This window comes from Klebsiella sp. R390, assembly GCF_051131745.1.
In the GTDB taxonomy this organism is placed as follows: Bacteria; Pseudomonadota; Gammaproteobacteria; order Enterobacterales; family Enterobacteriaceae; genus Klebsiella.
In genome coordinates this window covers 2,860,556-2,880,984 of record NZ_CP180445.1, presented here as the reverse complement: position 1 = coordinate 2,880,984, position 20,429 = coordinate 2,860,556, and the positions used below count along the sequence as shown (strand labels likewise).

21 protein-coding genes are annotated in these 20,429 nt (G+C 55.8%); 11 read left to right on the top strand and 10 right to left on the bottom strand.

What is annotated here, in order from left to right; translation table 11 throughout:
• Positions 1-90 precede the first annotated feature (90 nt).
• From ACMYSP_RS13395 to ACMYSP_RS13385, 3 genes are all read right to left on the bottom strand, one after another.
• Complete coding sequence (locus ACMYSP_RS13395) at positions 91-699, bottom strand: glutathione S-transferase (RefSeq protein ID WP_434582558.1); 609 nt, start codon at positions 697-699, stop codon at positions 91-93.
• A 310-nt stretch (positions 700-1,009) separates the two neighbouring features.
• A complete protein-coding gene (locus tag ACMYSP_RS13390; RefSeq protein ID WP_434582557.1) occupies positions 1,010-2,146 on the bottom strand; it encodes an HlyD family secretion protein in 1,137 nt (378 codons plus the stop codon).
• Between the two features lie 2 nt (positions 2,147-2,148).
• The gene (locus ACMYSP_RS13385) at positions 2,149-2,505 is read right to left on the bottom strand and encodes a DUF3302 domain-containing protein (protein WP_434582556.1); all 357 of its coding nucleotides are present in this window, start codon (positions 2,503-2,505) and stop codon (positions 2,149-2,151) included.
• Between the two features lie 665 nt (positions 2,506-3,170).
• Between ACMYSP_RS13385 and ACMYSP_RS13380 the strand changes: the two genes are divergently transcribed.
• The 3 genes from ACMYSP_RS13380 (at position 3,171) to mtlR (ending at position 6,937) form a co-directional block, all read left to right on the top strand.
• Positions 3,171-5,090: a PTS mannitol transporter subunit IICBA gene (locus tag ACMYSP_RS13380; protein WP_434582555.1), complete on the top strand. Its 1,920-nt coding sequence runs from the start codon at positions 3,171-3,173 to the stop codon at positions 5,088-5,090.
• A gap of 102 nt (positions 5,091-5,192) precedes the next feature.
• Positions 5,193-6,341, top strand: a complete 1,149-nt coding sequence (mtlD, locus tag ACMYSP_RS13375) for a mannitol-1-phosphate 5-dehydrogenase (protein ID WP_434582554.1) — start codon at positions 5,193-5,195, stop codon at positions 6,339-6,341.
• Positions 6,341-6,937: a mannitol operon repressor MtlR gene (gene mtlR, locus ACMYSP_RS13370; protein ID WP_434587085.1), complete on the top strand. Its 597-nt coding sequence runs from the start codon at positions 6,341-6,343 to the stop codon at positions 6,935-6,937. Before mtlD ends, mtlR begins: the two co-directional genes overlap by 1 nt.
• On the opposite strand, the gene ACMYSP_RS13365 is transcribed toward mtlR, so the two are convergent.
• On the bottom strand, positions 6,926-7,150 hold the full coding sequence (locus tag ACMYSP_RS13365; RefSeq protein ID WP_434587084.1) for a hypothetical protein: 225 nt from the start codon (positions 7,148-7,150) through the stop codon (positions 6,926-6,928). The two genes, mtlR and ACMYSP_RS13365, sit on opposite strands and share 12 nt — an antisense overlap.
• 276 nt (positions 7,151-7,426) lie before the next feature.
• Between ACMYSP_RS13365 and ACMYSP_RS13360 the strand changes: the two genes are divergently transcribed.
• From ACMYSP_RS13360 to trmL, 5 genes are all read left to right on the top strand, one after another.
• Positions 7,427-7,789 (top strand): YibL family ribosome-associated protein, encoded by a 363-nt coding sequence (locus ACMYSP_RS13360; protein WP_434582553.1) that lies wholly within the window; start codon positions 7,427-7,429, stop codon positions 7,787-7,789.
• 279 nt (positions 7,790-8,068) lie between these two features.
• Positions 8,069-9,724, top strand: coding sequence for an L-lactate permease (gene lldP, locus ACMYSP_RS13355; protein WP_434582552.1), 1,656 nt, complete (start codon positions 8,069-8,071; stop codon positions 9,722-9,724).
• Positions 9,721-10,494, top strand: a complete 774-nt coding sequence (gene lldR, locus ACMYSP_RS13350) for a transcriptional regulator LldR (RefSeq protein ID WP_434582551.1) — start codon at positions 9,721-9,723, stop codon at positions 10,492-10,494. Before lldP ends, lldR begins: the two co-directional genes overlap by 4 nt.
• Entirely contained in the window at positions 10,494-11,678 is a 1,185-nt protein-coding gene (gene lldD / locus ACMYSP_RS13345; protein ID WP_123757131.1) for an FMN-dependent L-lactate dehydrogenase LldD, read from the top strand. The genes lldR and lldD overlap by 1 nt, the downstream gene beginning before the upstream one ends.
• Before the next feature lie 94 nt (positions 11,679-11,772).
• Positions 11,773-12,246: a tRNA (uridine(34)/cytosine(34)/5-carboxymethylaminomethyluridine(34)-2'-O)-methyltransferase TrmL gene (gene trmL / locus ACMYSP_RS13340; RefSeq protein WP_123757130.1), complete on the top strand. Its 474-nt coding sequence runs from the start codon at positions 11,773-11,775 to the stop codon at positions 12,244-12,246.
• A gap of 112 nt (positions 12,247-12,358) precedes the next feature.
• Here trmL and cysE read toward each other — a convergent pair whose 3' ends face one another.
• The 5 genes from cysE to ACMYSP_RS13315 all read right to left on the bottom strand — a co-directional run bounded on the left by cysE (position 12,359) and on the right by ACMYSP_RS13315 (position 15,593).
• Complete coding sequence (cysE, locus tag ACMYSP_RS13335) at positions 12,359-13,180, bottom strand: serine O-acetyltransferase (RefSeq protein ID WP_094326422.1); 822 nt, start codon at positions 13,178-13,180, stop codon at positions 12,359-12,361.
• 80 nt (positions 13,181-13,260) lie between these two features.
• Positions 13,261-14,277, bottom strand: a complete 1,017-nt coding sequence (gene gpsA, locus ACMYSP_RS13330; RefSeq protein WP_174509562.1) for an NAD(P)H-dependent glycerol-3-phosphate dehydrogenase — start codon at positions 14,275-14,277, stop codon at positions 13,261-13,263.
• Positions 14,277-14,744 carry a protein-export chaperone SecB gene (secB, locus tag ACMYSP_RS13325; RefSeq protein WP_041143201.1) on the bottom strand — a complete coding sequence of 156 codons (468 nt, stop codon included), beginning with the start codon at positions 14,742-14,744 and terminating at the stop codon, positions 14,277-14,279. The genes gpsA and secB overlap by 1 nt, the downstream gene beginning before the upstream one ends.
• Before the next feature lie 58 nt (positions 14,745-14,802).
• On the bottom strand, positions 14,803-15,054 hold the full coding sequence (grxC, locus tag ACMYSP_RS13320; RefSeq protein ID WP_123757127.1) for a glutaredoxin 3: 252 nt from the start codon (positions 15,052-15,054) through the stop codon (positions 14,803-14,805).
• A gap of 107 nt (positions 15,055-15,161) precedes the next feature.
• On the bottom strand, positions 15,162-15,593 hold the full coding sequence (locus ACMYSP_RS13315; protein ID WP_123757126.1) for a rhodanese-like domain-containing protein: 432 nt from the start codon (positions 15,591-15,593) through the stop codon (positions 15,162-15,164).
• Between the two features lie 245 nt (positions 15,594-15,838).
• On the opposite strand from ACMYSP_RS13315, the gene gpmM reads away from it, so the two are divergent.
• The 3 genes from gpmM to ACMYSP_RS13300 are packed head-to-tail and all read left to right on the top strand — an operon-like array spanning position 15,839 to position 19,609.
• On the top strand, positions 15,839-17,383 hold the full coding sequence (gpmM, locus tag ACMYSP_RS13310; RefSeq protein WP_434582550.1) for a 2,3-bisphosphoglycerate-independent phosphoglycerate mutase: 1,545 nt from the start codon (positions 15,839-15,841) through the stop codon (positions 17,381-17,383).
• A gap of 9 nt (positions 17,384-17,392) precedes the next feature.
• Positions 17,393-18,664: a murein hydrolase activator EnvC gene (gene envC / locus ACMYSP_RS13305; RefSeq protein ID WP_434582548.1), complete on the top strand. Its 1,272-nt coding sequence runs from the start codon at positions 17,393-17,395 to the stop codon at positions 18,662-18,664.
• Positions 18,665-18,667: 3 nt separating this feature from the next.
• Positions 18,668-19,609 carry a divergent polysaccharide deacetylase family protein gene (locus ACMYSP_RS13300; RefSeq protein ID WP_434582547.1) on the top strand — a complete coding sequence of 314 codons (942 nt, stop codon included), beginning with the start codon at positions 18,668-18,670 and terminating at the stop codon, positions 19,607-19,609.
• On the opposite strand, the gene ACMYSP_RS13295 is transcribed toward ACMYSP_RS13300, so the two are convergent.
• Complete coding sequence (locus ACMYSP_RS13295) at positions 19,606-20,415, bottom strand: glycosyltransferase family 2 protein (RefSeq protein ID WP_434582546.1); 810 nt, start codon at positions 20,413-20,415, stop codon at positions 19,606-19,608. The genes ACMYSP_RS13300 and ACMYSP_RS13295 overlap by 4 nt on opposite strands.
• Positions 20,416-20,429 lie beyond the last annotated feature (14 nt).

Sequence of the window (20,429 nt, the reverse complement as noted above, 5' to 3'; positions counted from 1 at the left end):
AGGTTATTTTCCCCCCTCCCGACGGGAGAGGGAGTCAACAAATCAGCAGTGATTGTAACGTCTCCAGGGGGAAACTGTTACCTGTCTGGGTCAAGTCCTTGGCGGTTCGGTACGGGCAAAACTGGCGCGCTGGAACAACGTGTCGACCAGTTTAATGAGTCTGGGCCGCGTCGCGCACCAGCCGGGCGCCACCCGACGGAAATTAAGGTAGGCAATGGCGCACGCCGCCGAGATCGAGGCCAGATTGACCTCATCGGTACGCAGGCTGCCGTCGGCAACGTGAGCCTCGAGGGCATCGAGACCCCGGGCCACCTTCTCCCGCTGACGCAGCAGCTCGCTTTCCGACTGCTGCGCCGGAGGACGGGCCTTTTCACGTACCAGCGCCTGTGCTGCCTCCATCACGCCATCGGCCAGCGCTTCCATCTGGCGCATTTTCAGCGCCGCCAGCGGGTCTGAGGGCACCATCGCCGGTGCGGCGCTGAGCAGTTCAAGATATTGCGCGATAATGGGCGAGTCGAACCAGCACTCGCCGCCGTCGGTGACCAGCACCGGCACTTTGCCTAACGGATTGAATTTACCGACCCCGTTGACCTCCTGGTAGGGAAATTCATTGACGAATTCAAAGGGGAGATTTTTCTCCAGCAGAATGACGGAGATTTTTCGCACAAAGGGACTGGTGTAGCTGCCGATCAGTTTCATTGCCTGCTCCTTTCGCCAACAAAAAAGTAGAAGCCTAATGAGATAGGTTCTATACCCTAAATAATTCGAGTTGCAGGAAGGCGGCGACGCAGAGAATCCCCAGGAGCTTACTCAAGTAAGTGACTGGGGTGAACGAGGACAAATTCGTCAGGAACGAATTTGAACGCTGCTCGCAGCGCCCGTAGGGCGAGGCCCAGGGATGGGCCGAGTATTGCCAACGCCCATGCAACTTGAAGTATAACGGGTATAAGTATGGTTCAGGCACAGACAAATGGCAGACTGACGTTGCGCCAGCCTGCCATGGTCGGAATTAATGATCGAGATAGAGGTAGTGCATCCAGCTGGTCATGCGCAGCAGCACCTTCCTCATCACCGAGACATGGCTGAAGTGATCGGAGTAGACCGCCACCTGGGCATAGATGCCATCCGGCAGCGAATCCACATCGGCATTGGCATCCAGCTCGATGGTCGCCAGCACGCCATCGGTCCCCGGCAGAACGCTCAGCGACTGCAATGCCCCCTGCGCCTGATAGGAACCGCCGGGCACCACCGGAAGAATACTGGTCAGCTTGCCATGAAATACCTGGCCTGGCAGGGCGTTAAAGACGGCTTCGGCATCATCTCCTGGCTTAAGTCGCAGCAAAGAGTTCTGGCGGAACTGGGCCACAATCTGGCGTTTTTGTTCCGGAATAAAGACCATCACCGGACGCAGCGGCAGCGCCGCCGCATAGGTGCCGGGGCGGATCAGCACCTGAGTCACGTAGCCGTTGCTCGGGGCACGAATGACCGTCTGATCGAGGTTATATTTCGCCTCTGCCAGCTGCGCTCGCAGGCTGACAACCTGCGACTGTTCGCCGCCCACCGTACTGTCTAACTGACTCTGGACCTGCGCCTGATCGGCGATCGACGCTTTCACTAACGCATCCTGCGCCAGATAGTTTTGCCGGGCGTTATCGATATCGCTCTCAGAGAACGGATTGACTCTCGCCTGGCTGCCTTTCAGGTAACGCTGGTAATCTTTGTAGAGCCGATCGCGCTCGGCGGAAACGCGAACCGTGTTGGCCTGTGCTTCAGAAAGCTGCGCCTTCAGCGTATTGATGTTGTGCATGGCGGTCACCAGGTCAGCCTGCAGCCGATCGACCCGGGCCTGGTAACGTACCGGGTCGATGGTAAACAACACCTCCCCTTTGTTAACCCGCTGGTTAGTTTTATCCGTCACGCTGCTGACAATACCGGTCACCTGCGGCGTAATAGGAATAGAAATAACCGCTTTTTGTGCCGTAAAGGTATAAGGGTGGTTATAGTTCATTAATAAAATGAGGGCGCCGACCAGAAATATACCGCCCAGCGTTGCCGTGGCCAATGTCCACTGATTAACCGGAATACGAAATATTTTAAAAACGGCCCACGCGAGCGCGACATAGGTCAATACAATGAGCAGATCCATGATTAGCGCTCCGGAGTCTCTTTATCTGTGGAGGGCGACACCGCCCCTAGTCGTTTTTCTAGTTCGGCAACGCGTTGCGATAGTTGCTCAACGCTGGGATCGCGCTCGGCAGGCGGGATATGTGATTTCATTCCCCACCCGCGTTCAGGTTGATAGAGCGTGGCCCAGATCCACAGAAATGGCCAGATAACATGCAGCGTAAACAGGCTTACCCACCCGGCAGTATGGATGGCGTCAGCGTGGGGGTGATTACGTTTTTTAGCCATTAAATATGGAATATCGTGAATCGCGATGATGCCATAGAAAAGAACCAGAAAAACAAAAATCAATACACCCAGTGCAAAGTAGTTGAGAAACATATGTGCCTCACTAAATACGATGTCAAATCGTCAATGATTTAAAATGCTAAGCAATCAAATTAATTAATTAAATTAAAGTACAAACGGCGTGTATTTATAATTTAAGGCCGGGGAGTATTGTTTTTCGCTATTCTCCTTGCAAGTTTTTAAGCGTGACAAAATATATCTTGAATAACAACATACTTAACTTTACACGTTGAGCTTAAGACAGATCTTTACTTTTTTCCATGTCGGCTTTCGATGATGTTTTTTCATTCAGTTCATCAGCCGTTGCTGACGGAAGCGGCGACAGCGAGGTGGAGTTTGTGGTGGATCACAGTCGCAAAAAACAGCGCACTTTTTATTGTGATTAACATCACATTATCAAAACAAACAACAAACCACATTTCGTGACATATCTCACATTAATTATTCGAAATGGCGTATTTTTGACCTCATGCATTTTTTTTGCACAGCCATTTTGTGACGCACATCACTACAAATGACCGTCGAATGCCTATATTCACGTGATCCAAATCACATAAAAACCCACTGACTGGACAGTTTTACGATTCGGTGCCAAATTCGCTTCATCAAACAGGGTCCGGCGACCTCTGCCGCCATATTAACAACAAGCCTCAGGCTTTTAGCCTACGCGATAAGCTCAACAGAAGAAGGGGTGTTTTATGTCATCCGATATCAAGATCAAGGTGCAAAGCTTTGGTCGTTTCCTCAGCAATATGGTGATGCCCAACATCGGCGCGTTTATCGCGTGGGGTATCATCACCGCACTTTTCATACCAACGGGATGGTTACCAAGCGAAACGCTGGCGAAGTTAGTCGGTCCAATGATCACCTACCTGCTGCCGCTGCTGATCGGTTATACCGGTGGTAAGTTAATTGGCGGTGAGCGCGGTGGCGTGGTCGGTGCGATTACCACCATGGGCGTCATTGTCGGTGCCGACATGCCGATGTTCCTCGGGGCGATGATCGCAGGTCCGCTGGGCGGCTGGGCGATTAAACACTTTGATAGCTGGGTAGACGGTAAGATCAAATCCGGCTTCGAGATGCTGGTCAACAACTTCTCCGCCGGTATTATCGGGATGATCCTCGCCATCCTGGCCTTCCTCGGCATTGGCCCGGCGGTTGAAGTCCTGTCCAAAATTCTGGCAGCGGGCGTTAACTTCATGGTTGTCCATGACATGCTGCCGCTGGCATCCATCTTCGTCGAGCCGGCGAAAATCCTGTTCCTGAACAACGCGATTAACCACGGTATCTTCTCACCACTGGGTATTCAGCAATCTCACGAACTGGGCAAATCCATCTTCTTCCTGATTGAAGCGAACCCGGGTCCGGGGATGGGCGTCCTGCTGGCCTACATGTTCTTTGGCCGCGGTAGCGCGAAGCAATCTGCAGGCGGTGCGGCAATCATCCACTTCCTGGGCGGTATCCACGAAATCTACTTCCCGTACGTACTGATGAACCCACGTCTGATCCTCGCCGTTATTCTTGGCGGTATGACTGGCGTGTTTACCCTGACTATCCTCAACGGCGGTCTGGTCTCTCCAGCTTCCCCGGGTTCTATCCTGGCAGTACTGGCGATGACCCCGAAAGGTGCCTACTTCGCAAACATTGCAGCGATTGTTGCGGCGATGGCGGTCTCGTTTGTGGTCTCCGCTATCCTGCTGAAAACCAGCAAAGTGAAAGAAGAAGATGATATCGATGCCGCGACCCGTCGCATGCACGATATGAAAGCCGAATCCAAAGGCGCAGCAACGCCGCTGTCTGCCGGGAATGTCGCTAACGACCTGAGCCACGTACGCAAAATCATCGTTGCCTGTGATGCCGGTATGGGCTCCAGCGCCATGGGTGCCGGCGTACTGCGTAAGAAAGTGCAGGATGCAGGACTGAGCGCTATCTCCGTTACCAACTGTGCGATCAATAACCTGCCGCCGGATGTCGACCTGGTGATTACCCACCGCGACCTGACCGAGCGGGCAATGCGCCAGGTACCGCAGGCCCAGCATATTTCGCTGACCAACTTCCTCGACAGTGGCCTGTATTCCAGCCTGACCGAACGTCTGGTTGCCGCACAGCGTCATGAAGACAACGAAGTGAAAGTACGCGACAGCCTGAAAGACAGCTTTGATGCTAAAGACACTAACCTGTTCAAACTCGGTGCCGATAACATCTTCCTCGGCTGCAAAGCGGCAACTAAAGAAGAAGCTATCCTTTTCGCCGGTGAGCAGCTTGTCAAAGGGGGCTACGTTGAGCCGGAGTATGTGCAGGCGATGCTGGACCGTGAAAAACTGACCCCGACTTACCTGGGTGAGTCCATTGCGGTACCGCACGGCACCATTGAAGCAAAAGACCGCGTACTCAAGACCGGCGTGGTGTTCTGCCAGTATCCGCAGGGCGTCCGCTTCGGTGAAGAAGAAGATGACATTGCCCGTCTGGTCATCGGTATCGCGGCCCGCAATAACGAGCACATCCACGTAATCACCAGCCTGACCAATGCGCTGGATGATGAATCAGTCATTGAACGCCTGATTCATGCCACCAGCGTTGACGAAGTACTGGCGCTGCTGGCGGGGAATAAAGCGTAATCTGACCCAGGCCCTCTCTTCCTGAACGGGAGAGAGGGTTCCGGTGAGGGACAAGCCTCACCCGAACCCTCTCAGGTAAAAACATTAATGAAGGTTAATACTATGAATGCATTACATTTTGGCGCAGGTAATATCGGACGTGGCTTCATCGGCAAACTGCTGGCTGATGCGGGGCTCGCATTAACATTCGCCGATGTGAATCAGGTTGTCCTGGATGCCCTGAATGCCCGTCATAGCTATCAGGTCCATGTTGTCGGCGAGAACGAGCAGGTGGATACCGTTTCCGGCGTCAATGCTGTCAGCAGCATCGGCGACGAGGTGATTGACCTGATTGCCCACGTCGACCTGATCACCACCGCCGTTGGCCCGGTAGTTCTGGAACGCATCGCACCGGCTATCGCGAAGGGGCTGACGCAACGCAAAGCCCAAGGGATCGCCACCCCGCTGAACATCATCGCCTGTGAGAACATGGTGCGCGGCACCACTCAGATCAAAGGTCACGTGTTTAACGCCCTGGCAGAAGAAGACAAAGCCTGGGTCGAGGCCAACGTCGGGTTTGTCGATTCTGCCGTTGACCGGATTGTGCCGCCGTCCGCCTCTGCGACTCACGATCCGCTGGAAGTCACGGTGGAAACCTTCAGCGAGTGGATCGTCGATAAAACCCAGTTTAAAGGCGCGCTGCCCGAGATCCCAGGAATGGAATTAACCGACAACCTGATGGCATTTGTCGAGCGTAAGCTATTCACCTTAAACACTGGACATGCTATAACCGCCTACCTTGGAAAACTGGCCGGTCACCAGACAATCCGCGACGCGATTCTCGATGAGCGTATTCGCGCGGTGGTCAAAGGGGCCATGGAGGAGAGCGGTGCGGTGCTGATCAAACGCTACGGCTTTGATGCACAGAAACACGCTGCCTACATCCAGAAAATCCTCGGTCGTTTCGAGAACCCGTACCTGAAAGATGACGTTGAGCGCGTAGGCCGTCAGCCGCTGCGTAAACTGAGCGCCGGCGATCGCCTGATCAAACCGCTGCTGGGCACGCTGGAGTATGCACTGCCGCACGTTAATCTGGTGAAAGGGATCGCTGCCGCCATGCACTTCCGTAGCGAAGACGATCCGCAGGCGCAGGAACTGGCTGCGTTAATTGACGAGAAAGGTCCACAGGCTGCACTGGCAGAAATTTCTGGCCTCGATGCGACAAGCGCCGTGGTGACGGAGGCCGTTCTCGACTATAACGCGACCAAATGATGCAAGATCTGGCGCGGTATGAACCGCGCCCATTACCACCCCTGTCAGATATGCAGGCAATAATGGAAGAAACACAGGCATTTGAAAACCGCGTGCTTGAGCGTCTGAATGCTGGCAAAACCGTACGAAGCTTTCTGATTGCGGCCGTCGAATTACTTACGGAAGCGGTCAATATCCTGGTGCTTCAGGTCTTCCGCAAAGACGATTACGCGGTGAAATACGCAGTGGAACCGTTGCTGGATGGCGACGGGCCGCTGGGCGATCTTTCCGTACGCCTGAAGCTGATCTACGGCCTTGGGGTGATAAGTCGCGCCGAATACGAAGACGCTGAGCTGCTGATGGCCCTGCGGGAAGAGCTGAATCACGATGGTAATGACTACGGTTTTACCGATGATGAGATTCTTGGGCCGTTTGGCGAACTGCATTGCGTTTCCGCCCTGCCACCGTTGCCGCTGTTTGATGACAGCGACGATGAGCTGCTGGCAATGCAGAAACTGCGTTACCAGCAGGTTGTGCGTTCAACGATGATGCTGTCTCTGACTGAGCTGATTTCCCGAATCAGCTTAAAAAAAGCCTTCCAGAAATCAACGCTCTGATCCGGACTCTACCTGTTCATCAACAGGCCGGTAAAGCTGCCGGTAGTACTCCAGACGACTCAGATACAGCGCCTCTTTATTCTGCGGAATATCGCGCGGCACGCGCTGTATGCGCGGGGATTTTTTCAGATACTCCATAAATGCCTGGCTTGAAGCCATAAAATCAACCGTCTTGTCGATAATACGCGGTACGCCGTCACCGATTTTTGCCATCATGCCCTCCTCTTTTCATGGATAAATCTGATAAAGGATCGGCTAAAAGCAGGACAGTGTTTGAGGAAAACGTGCGGTATTACCGACGAACTTCACAGAGATGAAATTCAGGCAAACATTAGCCATAATACTATTTACATTCAAATAATTAGGATTCATCACTTCTGATAGTCACGCGGAAAAAACGCGGCATTTTTGATAAATAACTACCCACAATACCCGCCACAGCCCATACTATATGTCGTCGAAATCCCTTTATTAATAGATTAAGTCACCATGAAAGAAGTCGAAAAGAATGAAATTAAGCGTTTGAGCGACCGTCTCGACGCCATCCGCCACCAGCAGGCGGACCTGTCCCTGGTTGAAGCGGCAGATAAGTACGCCGAACTGGAAAAAGAAAAAACGACCATCGAAGCTGAGCTCGTTCGCCTGCGCGAAGTGCAGGGCCAGAAACTGAGCAAAGAAGCGCAACAGTTGATGAACCTGCCGCATCGCCGCGCGATCACCAAAAAAGAGCAGGCCGATATGGGCAAGCTGAAGAAAAGCGTGCGCGGGCTGGTGATTGTTCATCCGATGACCGCACTCGGCCGCGAAATGGGCCTCAAAGAGATGACCGGCTTTTCAAAAACCGCGTTCTGATCTTTTGCGCCTGAGCATACCCCCGGTGGCGCCACGCTTACCGGGGCTAGCCGATCCTTCCCCTGCATTATTGGCCCTACCAATTATTTCTTAAACCGTCCCGCAGTTCACATATCCATCATTTTTGGTCACAGATATATTGCCTGGCAATAACATTTGGTTAACCATTCGTTGTCGTTAATCCTACAACTGAATTTGGCTGGGCCAATTTTACAAAAGATGTGACCTGCAAGGAGCGCAGACTCAGCACCGCATCTTTGTGGCCCGATGGAGACCTGCATGAACCTCTGGCAACAAAATTACGATCCGGCCGGTAATATCTGGCTCTCGAGTCTTATCGCATCGCTACCGATTCTGTTTTTCTTTTTTGCCCTGATTAAACTCAAACTCAAAGGGTACGTGGCGGCAACCTGGACCGTCGCCATTGCGCTGTCGGTGGCGCTGCTGTTCTATAAAATGCCGGTTGACCGCGCGCTGACTTCCGTGGTCTACGGCTTCTTCTACGGCCTGTGGCCTATCGCGTGGATTATTATCGCCGCGGTGTTCGTCTATAAAATCTCGGTCAAAACCGGGCAGTTCGACATTATTCGCTCGTCGATTCTCTCGATTACCCCCGACCAGCGTTTGCAGATGCTGATTGTCGGCTTCTCCTTCGGGGCATTCCTGGAAGGGGCCGCGGGCTTTGGCGCTCCGGTGGCGATTACCGCCGCACTGCTGGTTGGCCTGGGCTTTAACCCGCTCTATGCCGCCGGACTGTGCCTGATCGTCAACACCGCACCGGTAGCCTTCGGGGCGATGGGGATCCCGATTCTGGTTGCCGGCCAGGTGACCGGGATTGATAGCTTCGCCATCGGCCAGATGGTAGGTCGTCAGCTGCCATTCCTGACCATTATCGTGCTGTTCTGGATTATGGCGATTATGGACGGCTGGCGCGGGGTCAAAGAGACCTGGCCGGCCGTGATGGTCGCCGGCGGCTCTTTCGCTATCGCCCAGTATCTCAGCTCCAACTTCCTCGGGCCGGAACTGCCGGACATTATCTCTTCGCTGGTGTCGCTGGTCTGTCTGACCCTGTTCCTCAAACGCTGGCAGCCGGTGCGTATTTTCCGCTTCGGCGATATGGGCGCGGCGCAGGTCGATCAAACGCTGGCCCGTACCCACTACAGCGCCGGACAGGTGGTTCGCGCCTGGTCGCCCTTCCTGTTCCTGACCGCCACGGTGACCTTATGGAGCATCCCGCCGTTTAAGGCCCTGTTCGCCCCCGGCGGCGCAATGTATGACTTCGTCATCAATATCTCCGTGCCGTTCCTCGATAAGATGGTGGCCCGCATGCCGCCGGTGGTCAGCGCAGCGACCCCTTACGCAGCGGTGTATAAGTTCGACTGGCTGTCCGCTACCGGCACCGCCATCCTGTTCGCGGCGTTGCTCTCCATTGTCTGGCTGCGCATGAAACCAAAAGATGCGCTGGTCACCTTTGGCAGCACGCTGAAAGAGCTGGCGCTGCCGATTTACTCCATCGGTATGGTGCTGGCCTTCGCCTTTATCTCTAACTACTCCGGACTCTCCTCGACGCTGGCGCTGGCCCTGGCGCATACCGGCCACGCGTTTACCTTCTTCTCGCCGTTCCTCGGCTGGCTGGGGGTATTCCTGACCGGTTCGGATACCTCATCCAACGCCCTGTTCGCCGCGCTGCAGGCCACCGCTGCCCAGCAAATCGGCGTCTCCGATATCCTGCTGGTCGCGGCTAACACCACCGGCGGCGTCACCGGTAAGATGATTTCACCGCAGTCCATCGCCATCGCCTGCGCAGCCGTCGGCCTGGTAGGTAAAGAGTCGGATCTGTTCCGCTTTACGGTGAAGCACAGCCTGATCTTTACCTGTATGGTTGGCGTCATCACCACGCTGCAGGCCTATGTATTAACCTGGATGATCCCATGATAGTGATGCCCCGGCGCCTTGCAGACGATGTCGCTCGTCGTGTGCGTGCGCTGATTGAAGAACAACATCTGGAGGCGGGCATGCGATTGCCCGCCGAGCGCCAGCTGGCCGCACAGCTTGGCGTTTCGCGTAACTCACTGCGTGAAGCGCTGGCGATGCTGGTCAACGAAGGTCTGCTTGTCAGCCGTCGCGGCGGCGGGACCTTCCTGCGCTGGCAGCATGAGGCGTGGTCGGAACAAAACATCGTTCAGCCGCTGAAAACCTTGCTCGCCGATGACCCCGATTACAGCTTTGATATTCTGGAAGCCCGCCATGCCATCGAAGCCAGCACTGCCTGGCATGCGGCACTGCGGGCTACCGAGGCCGAAAAAGAGCGCATTCGCCTGTGCTTTGAAGCTACCCAGAGCGAAGACCCGGACCTGGCCTCACAGGCCGATGTTCGCTTCCACCTGGCGATTGCCGAAGCCTCACATAACGTTGTACTGCTGCAAACCATGCGCGGCTTTTTCGACCTCTTACAATCCTCGGTTAAGCAAAGCCGCCAGCGGATGTACCTCGTCCCGCCGGTATTCGCCCGCCTCACCGAACAGCACCAGGCCGTGATGGAGGCCATTTTTGCCGGTGACGCCGAAGGTGCGCGACAGGCAATGATGGCGCATCTCGGTTTTGTCCACGCTACGATTAAACACTTTGATGAAGACCAGGCCCGTCAGGCGCGAATTACCCGCCTGCCCGGTGACCATAATGAAAATGCCAGGGAGAACCCGTGATGATTATTTCAGCCGCCAGCGACTATCGCGCCGCCGCCCAGCGGATCCTGCCGCCGTTTCTGTTCCATTACATCGACGGCGGTGCCTATGCTGAACACACGCTGCGCCGTAACGTTGAAGACCTCTCAGACGTCGCGTTACGCCAGCGGATACTGAAGAATATGTCGGATCTGAGCCTGGAGACCTCGCTGTTCAAAGAGACCCTCTCCATGCCGGTTGCACTGGCGCCGGTCGGGCTGTGTGGCATGTACGCGCGCCGCGGTGAAGTGCAGGCGGCGGGGGCGGCGGACGATAAAGGCATTCCGTTTACCCTCTCTACCGTTTCCGTCTGCCCAATCGAAGAGGTTGCGCCAACCATTAAGCGCCCGATGTGGTTCCAGCTGTACGTGCTGCGCGACCGTGGCTTTATGCGCAACGCGCTGGAGCGCGCCAAAGCCGCGGGCTGTTCAACCCTGGTGTTTACCGTGGATATGCCGACGCCTGGCGCGCGCTATCGTGATGCCCATTCCGGCATGAGCGGTCCGAATGCCGCCATGCGCCGTTACTGGCAGGCGATGACCCATCCGCAGTGGGCATGGGATGTCGGCTTAAACGGCCGCCCGCATGACCTCGGTAATATCTCAACCTATCTGGGCAAACCGACCGGTCTTGAGGACTATATTGGCTGGCTGGCGAATAACTTCGATCCGTCGATTTCGTGGAAGGACCTCGAATGGATCCGCGAATTCTGGGACGGTCCGATGGTGATCAAAGGGATCCTCGACCCGGAAGATGCGCGCGACGCGGTGCGCTTCGGCGCCGACGGGATTGTGGTCTCCAACCACGGCGGCCGCCAGCTCGACGGCGTCCTCTCTTCCGCCCGCGCCCTGCCGGCTATCGCCGATGCGGTAAAAGGCGATATCACCATTCTTGCCGATAGCGGCATCCGTAACGGCCTTGATGTGGTGCGGATGATTGCGCTGGGTGCCGACAGCGTACTGCTGGGCCGCGCCTACCTGTATGCGCTGGCAACGCACGGCAAACAAGGGGTGGCTAATCTGCTGAACCTGATTGAGAAAGAGATGAAGGTGGCGATGACCCTGACCGGTGCGAAGAGCATCGGCGAAATCAGTCGTGATTCACTGGTGCAGAGCGCCGACGCGCTTCAGACCTTCGCGGCCCTCAAGCAGGGTAACGCGGCGTAATCCGCCCGCCCGGCGCGCGCCCGTGAGGGTGAGCACCGGGCAAATATCTGCTATTCTGCCCCCCGCGATCAAGAGCCTAATGAGACAGGGCAGCATGCTTAACATTGTATTATTCGAACCAGAAATCCCGCCGAATACCGGCAATATTATCCGCCTGTGTGCCAACACCGGCTTTCGCCTGCATATCATCGAGCCGATGGGATTCACCTGGGATGATAAGCGCCTGCGCCGCGCCGGGCTGGATTACCATGAGTTCACCGCCGTTCAGCGCCATCACGATTATCACGCCTTTGTCGAAAGTGCGAAACCACAGCGCCTGTTCGCCCTGACCACTAAAGGTACGCCGGCCCACAGCGCGGTCAGCTATCAAGAAGGTGATTTTTTGATGTTTGGCCCGGAAACGCGCGGCCTGCCGGCCAGCATTCTTGATGCGCTGCCCGCAGAGCAGAAAATCCGCATCCCGATGATGCCGGACAGCCGCAGCATGAACCTGTCAAACGCCGTATCGGTAGTGGTGTATGAGGCATGGCGCCAGCTGGGGTATGCTGGCGCAGTATTGCGTAGTTGAGCCCCGGAGGCGGTGCTAAGCGCCTGTCCGGGCTACCGGACAGCACGCAATTTTCGGGCATTATCGGTGTTGCCAGGCTGGGTATCGACTGGCAAGCAAGTTAGCCCGATGGTTAAATCCCGTCACCGTACTCAAACGTATGGTGAATACCATTAAAGTGCTGGTCCATATCCATCGCCGGTTTGTCGCTCTCCGGCTTCCCGACGATACGCGCCGGCACGCCCGCCGCGGTGGTGTGCGGTGGCACGGGCTGAAGCACCACAGAGCCGGCACCAATTTTCGCGCCGCGCCCGACTTCGATATTGCCGAGGATCTTCGCCCCGGCGCCAATCATGACCCCTTCGCGAATTTTCGGATGGCGGTCACCGCTGGTTTTACCGGTACCGCCCAGGGTCACAGACTGCAGAATAGAGACGTCATCCTCGATCACCGCCGTTTCGCCGACAACAATGCCGGTGGCATGATCGAGCATAATCCCGCGGCCAATTTTAGCCGCCGGGTGAATATCAACCTGGAACGAAACCGACACCTGGTTTTGCAGGAAAATCGCCAGCGCACGGCGCCCCTGCGCCCACAGCCAGTGACCAATACGATAGGCCTGCAGCGCGTGGAAGCCTTTCAGGTACAGCAATGGGGTTGAATATTTATCGACTGCCGGGTCTCGGGTGCGCACGGCCTGAATATCACAGGCGGCAGAGGCAATCATTTCCGGGTCAGCGGCATAGGCCTCTTCCACCACTTCGCGAATGGCGATGGCGGGCATAATCGGTGATGCCAGCTTGTTGGCCAGCATGTAGCTCAGGGCGCTGCCCAGATTTTCGTGCTTGAGTAGCGTGGCGTGGTAAAAACTGGCGAGCATTGGCTCACAGTCAGCTAAAGCCCGAGCTTCGGCTTTAATATTATTCCAGACGATATCCAGTTCTTCACACGGCATTGCTGACTCCAGACGATATAATAATGACCGGCCAGTTCTGTGCTGGCCGGGTCATTCAGGTGATCCAGGTTCCATCGCAGTTAGTTGCTACGCTCGTCCTTGCGTGCACGACCTAATAAGCTCAATGCTGCCTCGCGCGCATTTTTTCCGCAATACAATACCTGATAAATTTGCTCAGTTATTGGCATTTCGACACCTAACCGCTGTGCCAGAACGCGAACTTCCTTGGTATTGCGATAACCTTCAACCACCTGCCCAATCGTATCCTGCGCACCCTGCACATCCATGCCCTGACCGAGCATCATGCCAAAGCGGCGGTTACGCGACTGGTTATCGGTGCAGGTCAGCACCAAATCGCCGAGTCCTGCCATGCCCATAAAGGTTTCCGGGTCTGCGCCCAGCGCGGCGCCGAGGCGAGACATTTCCACCAGGCCACGGGTAATCAGCGCGGTACGTGCATTGGCGCCAAAGCCGATGCCGTCAGACATCCCGGCGCCGATAGCGATGACGTTTTTCACCGCGCCGCCAAGCTGTACGCCGATAAAGTCCGGGTTGATATATACCCGGAAGCTTTTGCCACAGTGCAGCAGGCGTTGCAGATCGTCAGCAAACTGCGGATCTGTTGCGGCCAGCGAGATAGCAGTCGGCAGTCCCGCCGCCAGTTCTTTGGCGAAGGTCGGGCCCGAAATCACCGCCAGCGGGATAGTGTCGCCCAGCGCTTCGCGCGCGACATCCTGCAGTAAACGGCCGGTTTCCGCCTCAAGACCCTTGGTCGCCCAGACCAGACGCGCATCAGAGCGCATCAGCGGTTTAATCTGGCGCAGGACCTGGCCAAATACATGGCTCGGCACCACCACCAGAATGTCGCGGCTGGCGGCCAGTGCAGCAGCAAGGTCGCTTTCAAGATGCAGCGTGTCGGGGAACGGAACGTCAGGGAGGAACGCCGCGTTGCAGCGGTCATGCTGCAGCGTCGCGATATGTTTCGGGTCATGGCCCCAGAGTACGACATCGTGGCCATTTCTTGCCAGGGTGATGGCAAGAGCGGTGCCGTAAGAGCCGGCACCGATCACAGTCATTGCAGCATTAAGTGCGTTCATCAGGCATCCTGATGTTGTTCGGCACCTTCGCCAGCCTGCTGCTGCAGATAGTTCATAAACAGCGCATCGAAGTTCACTGGCGCAAGGTTCAGTTGCGGGAAGGTACCGCGAGAAACCAGGCTGGTGATGCACTCACGCGCATACGGGAACAGAATGTTCGGGCAGTATGCACCGAGGCAATGTGCCATCTGGTTGCCGTCAATGCCTTCGATGGAGAAAATACCACCCTGCTGTACTTCGCACAGGAATGCAGTTTCTTCGCCCAGCGCGGCGGTTACGGTCACGCGCAGCACCACTTCATAAACGCCTTCAGCCAGCTGGCTGGAAGCGGTATCCAGATCAAGTTTAACCTCTGGCTGCCAGTCTTTCTGGAAAACTTGCGGCGCGTTCGGCGCTTCAAAGGAGATATCCTTGGTATAAATACGTTGGATCTGGAACGTCATTTCGGTGCTGTTTTGTTCTGACATAGTAAAACCCTTTAGTGTTGTCCTTAAATACGTCTACCCGAATTGAGTGGACGCAAAATTAGCGCAGCAGGGGATCAAGTCCACCACGTGAATCAAGCGCATACAAGTCGTCACAGCCGCCAATGTGCTGTTCATCAATAAAAATCTGCGGAACCGTCGTCCGACCGCTGCGCTGAATCATCTCTTCACGCTTTGCGGCATTGCCATCGATCGGCAGTTCATTGAAGGTTACGCCTTTGCTGTTCAGCAGCGCTTTAGCACGCACGCAGAACGGGCAGGTCGCTTTGGTATAGATATCAATATTGGCCATGACTTCACTCCTGTTTTTACCCTGAGGATTTTACGCCGCAGACAAGGCGCCCCCCAGCGGTTGTGCGCAATGGGGGACCTGGTCACGCCATAAAGACGCGGGGTAAATTATTTGCCGCGTACCAGCGGAAGGTTCTCGCCGCTCCAGCCAGCGATGCCTTCTTTCAGTACAAAGACTTTCTCGAATCCGGCTTTATTCAGTGAGCTGGCTGGATCTTGAGCCTGCATACCGGAACCGTCTACCACTATAATGGGTTGTGCTTTGTGCTTTTCCAACTCACCGACGTTATTTGCCTTGATATCGCTCGGCAGCAGGTTGATGGAGCCAGCAATATGGCCTTTACGGAAATCGTCACGCTGACGCAGGTCGACGACAACGGCATCTTCTTTGTTGATTAGGCGCGTCGCTTCACCACGGGTAATGACTTTAACTTTCGACATCAGCCCTTTAAAGGTAGTGAACAGCACCGCCACCAGCAGCGCGATCCACGCGATGCTCAGGACGGGATGACGGCCGACGAATTGCATAATTTCTTGCATGGGGGGTTACAACTCCCGACTAAGTGATAAAAAAACCAGGGAAGGAGTATACCTGTGCATTGCGGCAAATACAGCCAGTGAGCGCGATGTAATGCATTTTCTGCGGTCCGTCACGAAAAAATAATCGCCACGTGACTTTCGTTGACGATTGCCGCTCTCTTTCTTTGATCTTTTACGGTGCTTTGATCGATTCAGCTGTAGTAAAATTACGCAAATTTTCTGTCTTTGAGCATGAGGTTGTCGCAATGTCGAATTCTAAAAAGCCAATGGTACTGGTCATTCTTGATGGCTATGGCTATCGTGAAGACCAGCAGGATAACGCGATTTATAGCGCGAAAACCCCCGTCATGGACGCATTGTGGGCCAAACGTCCCCATACGCTGATTGACGCTTCAGGCCTGGAAGTAGGCCTGCCGGACCGCCAGATGGGTAACTCTGAAGTGGGTCACGTTAACCTCGGCGCCGGTCGTATCGTGTATCAGGATCTGACCCGTCTCGATGTCGAAATTAAAGAACGTACCTTCTTCGCCAACCCGGTGCTGACCGCCGCGGTCGATAAAGCCGTTGCTGCGGGTAAAGCGGTTCACATCATGGGCCTGATGTCTGCTGGCGGCGTTCACAGCCACGAAGACCACATCATGGCGATGGTGGAACTGGCCGCAGAACGCGGTGCAGAAAAAATCTACCTTCACGCTTTCCTTGACGGCCGCGATACCCCGCCGCGCAGCGCTGAAAGTTCCCTGGCCAAATTTGAAGAGAAATTTGCTGCCCTGGGCAAAGGTCGTGTCGCCTCTATCATTGGCCGCTACTACGCGATGGACCGTGACAACCGTTGGGATCGCGTTGAACAGGCGTATGACCTGATGACCCTGGCGAAAGGCGAGTTCCAGGCTGACAGCGCGGTAGCCGGTCTGCAGGCCGCTTACGCCCGTGATGAAAACGACGAATTCGTGAAAGCAACCGTGATTCGCGCCGCAGGCCAGGCCGATGCCGCCATGGCAGATGGCGACGCGCTGATCTTCATGAACTTCCGTGCCGACCGTGCGCGTGAAATTACCCGCGCTTTCGTGAACGCTGATTTCGACGGCTTCGCCCGTAAGAAAACCGTCAAACTCGACTTCGTGATGCTGACCGAATACGCCGCCGACATCAAAGTCGCCTGCGCCTATCCGCCGGCCTCACTGGCCAACACCTTCGGCGAGTGGATGGCGAAGAACGACAAAACTCAGCTGCGCATCTCCGAAACCGAGAAATACGCGCACGTAACCTTCTTCTTCAACGGCGGTGTCGAAGAGCCGTTCCAGGGCGAAGAACGTATTCTGATCAATTCCCCGAAAGTGGCGACCTACGATCTGCAGCCAGAAATGAGCTCTGCCGAGCTGACCGAAAAACTGGTCGGCGCCATCAAGGGCGGTCAGTACGACACCATCATCTGTAACTACCCGAACGGCGATATGGTCGGTCATACCGGGGTAATGGAAGCGGCGATTAAAGCCGTTGAAACCCTGGATAACTGCATCGAGCAGGTCACCAAAGCGGTAGAATCCGTTGGCGGCCAGCTGCTGATTACCGCCGATCATGGTAACGCTGAACAGATGCGCGATCCGGCAACCGGCCAGGCCCATACGGCTCACACCAACCTGCCGGTTCCGCTGATCTACGTTGGCGATAAAAACGTCAAAGTTGCTGAAGGCGGCAAGCTTTCCGATATCGCGCCAACCATGTTGTCGCTCATGGGAATGGAAATCCCGCAAGAGATGACTGGCAAGCCGCTGTTCATCGTGGAATAATCCTTCCCCATGAGGGGAAAGGCGACTTATTCAAACACATGGATCGCAACGGCTGTTCGATCCGTCCTTTACGCCAGCGCACTCAGCGCTGGCGTATTGCTGTGCGCCGCACCCGCTCAGGCGGACGATCGTGACCAGCTAAAATCAATTCAGGCTGATATTGCCGCGAAACAGCAGGCGATCAAGCAACAGCAACAGCAGCGCGCTTCCCTGCTCGCCCAGCTCAAGGCCCAGGAAGAAGCCATTTCCGCCGCCGCCCGTAAACTCCGTGAAACCCAGGACACGCTTAATCAGCTGAATAAGCAGATTAACGAGATGAACGCTTCTATCGCAAAGCTGGAGCGCCAGCGCGCCTCGCAGGAGCGCAACCTCTCTGCTCAGCTCGATGCCGCGTTCCGCCAGGGGCCGCATACCGGGATGCAGATGATCCTCAGCGGTGAAGAGGGGCAGCGTAACCAGCGCATGCAGGTCTATTACGGTTACCTGAATCAGGCACGTCAGGAAACCATTGCCCAGCTGAAACAGACCCGCGAAGAGGTCGCCGCCCAAAAGGCCGATCTGGAAGAGAAGCAGAGCCAGCAGCAGACGTTGGTCTATGAACAGCGGGCACAGCAGGCGAAGCTGGAACAAGCACGCAACGAACGTAAGAAAACCCTTTCAGGCCTTGAATCTTCCATTCAGAAAGGCCAGCAGCAGCTTGGCGAAATGCGGGCCAACGAATCGCGCCTGCGTGGTCGCATCGCCCAGGCAGAAGCCGCGGCGAAGGCCCGTGCCGATCGAGAAGCCCGCGATGCGCAGGCCGTGCGCGATCGCCAGCAGGATGCATCCCGTAAAGGCACCACCTACAAACCAACGGAAAGCGAGCGTTCGCTGATGTCCCGTACCGGTGGTCTGGGCTCTCCGCGCGGTCAGGCCTACTGGCCGGTTCGCGGAACGCTGCTTCATCGTTATGGCGAACAGCTGCAAGGTGAACTACGTTGGAAAGGGATGGTTATCGCTGCGTCTGAAGGTACCGAGGTCAAGGCCATTGCCGATGGCCGGGTCATTCTCGCCGACTGGCTGCAGGGCTACGGCCTGGTAGTCGTGGTCGAACACGGTAAAGGTGACATGAGCCTTTACGGCTATAACCAAAGCGCGCTGGTCAGCGTCGGCACACAGGTCCGGGCGGGCCAGCCGATTGCTCTCGTAGGCAGCAGCGGCGGTCAGGGCCGTCCGTCGCTCTATTTCGAAATTCGTCGCCAGGGTCAGGCGGTCAATCCACAGCCGTGGTTGGGAAGATAAGTTTTGCTTCAATTTCGCAGAATTGCATTCGCGGTAGCCGGTACGCTGGCTATGGCATCGCCCGCATTTGCCGGCAAACTCTCCATTGTTATCGACGACTTTGGCTACCGCCCCCAGACTGAAAGTCAGGTGCTGGCGCTGCCAGCGACTATCTCTATCGCCGTTTTACCGAACGCGCCCCATGCGCATGAAATGGCGACCCGGGCACACAATCTCGGTCACGAAGTGCTGATTCACCTACCGATGGCGCCAATCAGCAAACAGCCGCTGGAAAAAGATACCCTGCGCCCTGATATGAGCAGCAGTGAGATCGAACGCATTATCCGCGATGCCTATGGCAAGGTGCCCTACGCCGTTGGCCTGAATAACCATATGGGCAGCGCGATGACCTCCAGCCTGTTTGGTATGCAAAAGGTGATGCAGGCGCTGGAGCGCTACAATCTCTATTTCCTCGATAGCGTCACCATCGGCAATACCCAGGCTATGCGCGCCGCGCAGGGGACCGGGGTCAAGGTTATCAAGCGCAAGGTGTTTCTTGATGACACGCAGAATGAAGCTGATATTCGCGTCCAGTTCAATCGGGCGATCGCCCTGGCACGCCGCAATGGTTCCGCCATCGCCATCGGTCACCCGCACCCCACCACGGTGCGTGTGCTGCAGCAGATGGTCTATAACCTGCCGCCGGATATTACCCTCGTTCGCCCCAGCAGCCTGTTGAACGAGCCTCAGGTCGATACCTCAACGCCAGATCGCGGGCTGCCGCCGGCGAAAAATACGCCGCCGCGCAATCCGTTCCGCGGCGTGAAAGTCTGCAAACCGAAGCGTCCGCCTGAGCCGGTTTCTGCCAGTCGTTTCTTCACTATCCTGAGCGAAAGCATCAGCCAGAGCACCCTGGTGCAGTACTATCAGCTGAAATGGCAGGGCTGGGATAATCCCAATAACTAAGAGCCTGTCCCAGTCGAGCGGGAATCTGTCTGCTTTTCCACGGCCGGTTCCCGTTTTTCATCATCGGCATACCAGGCTTTAAAATATTTCAGAAAACTGTACAGGGTCGCATACAGCCCGGTGACCACCCCAACCTTTCCCTGACGCCACGCGCCGCTGAACAGATACCACTTAAAAAATGCGCCAATTGCGCTGACGATCCCGCGACATAACGACGGCCTGATCTTCTGGTTTTTAACCAGCCGGGTGGTGTAGCCATTAAGCTTATTAAACACTTCATGCAGCGAATAGAACGTATCATGGCGCACGTGGCCCGGCAGCTTGAGTGAACGCTTGTGACCCACGACCTGATCGTCGACCGGTCGATCATTAAAGGCGGCGGTCGTGCGGTTGAACAAACGGACCGGATAATCCGGCGAGGAGACGGGGTAGATAGTTCTGACCGCCTCGCCAAGCACATACCAGTAGCGCGGCAGGCGCCATGCGCAGGCCGGATCGGGCGCTTCGCCGGCTTTCAGTTTCAGGATCGCATCGACGACGTCGCTATCAAGAATTTCATCACTATCCATGCACAGCACCCAGTCATGACTGGCCAGGGCCGTGGCGTAGTTCATCTGATCGCCGTGGGCGCTATAGGGGTGATGATGAACCGTTAAGCCAAACTGCTGGCAGATATCCAGCGTCGCATCGCTGCTTCCGGAATCAACGACAATACACTCATCCGCCACGGCGAGCAGCGGGGGCAAAACCTGTCGTAGCAGGCGGGCAGAATTACAGGTCAGCAAGCAAACAGAGAGTTTAAACATGGTTTTATAAAGTT

Coding starts and splice junctions, on each gene's coding strand:
- ACMYSP_RS13395 (WP_434582558.1), bottom strand. CDS start 699: ATGAAACTGATCGGCAGCTACACCAGTCCCTTTGTGCGAAAAATCTCC.
- ACMYSP_RS13390 (WP_434582557.1), bottom strand. CDS start 2,146: ATGGATCTGCTCATTGTATTGACCTATGTCGCGCTCGCGTGGGCCGTT.
- ACMYSP_RS13385 (WP_434582556.1), bottom strand. CDS start 2,505: ATGTTTCTCAACTACTTTGCACTGGGTGTATTGATTTTTGTTTTTCTG.
- ACMYSP_RS13380 (WP_434582555.1), top strand. CDS start 3,171: ATGTCATCCGATATCAAGATCAAGGTGCAAAGCTTTGGTCGTTTCCTC.
- mtlD (WP_434582554.1), top strand. CDS start 5,193: ATGAATGCATTACATTTTGGCGCAGGTAATATCGGACGTGGCTTCATC.
- mtlR (WP_434587085.1), top strand. CDS start 6,341: ATGCAAGATCTGGCGCGGTATGAACCGCGCCCATTACCACCCCTGTCA.
- ACMYSP_RS13365 (WP_434587084.1), bottom strand. CDS start 7,150: ATGGCAAAAATCGGTGACGGCGTACCGCGTATTATCGACAAGACGGTT.
- ACMYSP_RS13360 (WP_434582553.1), top strand. CDS start 7,427: ATGAAAGAAGTCGAAAAGAATGAAATTAAGCGTTTGAGCGACCGTCTC.
- lldP (WP_434582552.1), top strand. CDS start 8,069: ATGAACCTCTGGCAACAAAATTACGATCCGGCCGGTAATATCTGGCTC.
- lldR (WP_434582551.1), top strand. CDS start 9,721: ATGATAGTGATGCCCCGGCGCCTTGCAGACGATGTCGCTCGTCGTGTG.
- lldD (WP_123757131.1), top strand. CDS start 10,494: ATGATTATTTCAGCCGCCAGCGACTATCGCGCCGCCGCCCAGCGGATC.
- trmL (WP_123757130.1), top strand. CDS start 11,773: ATGCTTAACATTGTATTATTCGAACCAGAAATCCCGCCGAATACCGGC.
- cysE (WP_094326422.1), bottom strand. CDS start 13,180: ATGCCGTGTGAAGAACTGGATATCGTCTGGAATAATATTAAAGCCGAA.
- gpsA (WP_174509562.1), bottom strand. CDS start 14,277: ATGAACGCACTTAATGCTGCAATGACTGTGATCGGTGCCGGCTCTTAC.
- secB (WP_041143201.1), bottom strand. CDS start 14,744: ATGTCAGAACAAAACAGCACCGAAATGACGTTCCAGATCCAACGTATT.
- grxC (WP_123757127.1), bottom strand. CDS start 15,054: ATGGCCAATATTGATATCTATACCAAAGCGACCTGCCCGTTCTGCGTG.
- ACMYSP_RS13315 (WP_123757126.1), bottom strand. CDS start 15,593: ATGCAAGAAATTATGCAATTCGTCGGCCGTCATCCCGTCCTGAGCATC.
- gpmM (WP_434582550.1), top strand. CDS start 15,839: ATGTCGAATTCTAAAAAGCCAATGGTACTGGTCATTCTTGATGGCTAT.
- envC (WP_434582548.1), top strand. CDS start 17,393: ATGAGGGGAAAGGCGACTTATTCAAACACATGGATCGCAACGGCTGTT.
- ACMYSP_RS13295 (WP_434582546.1), bottom strand. CDS start 20,415: ATGTTTAAACTCTCTGTTTGCTTGCTGACCTGTAATTCTGCCCGCCTG.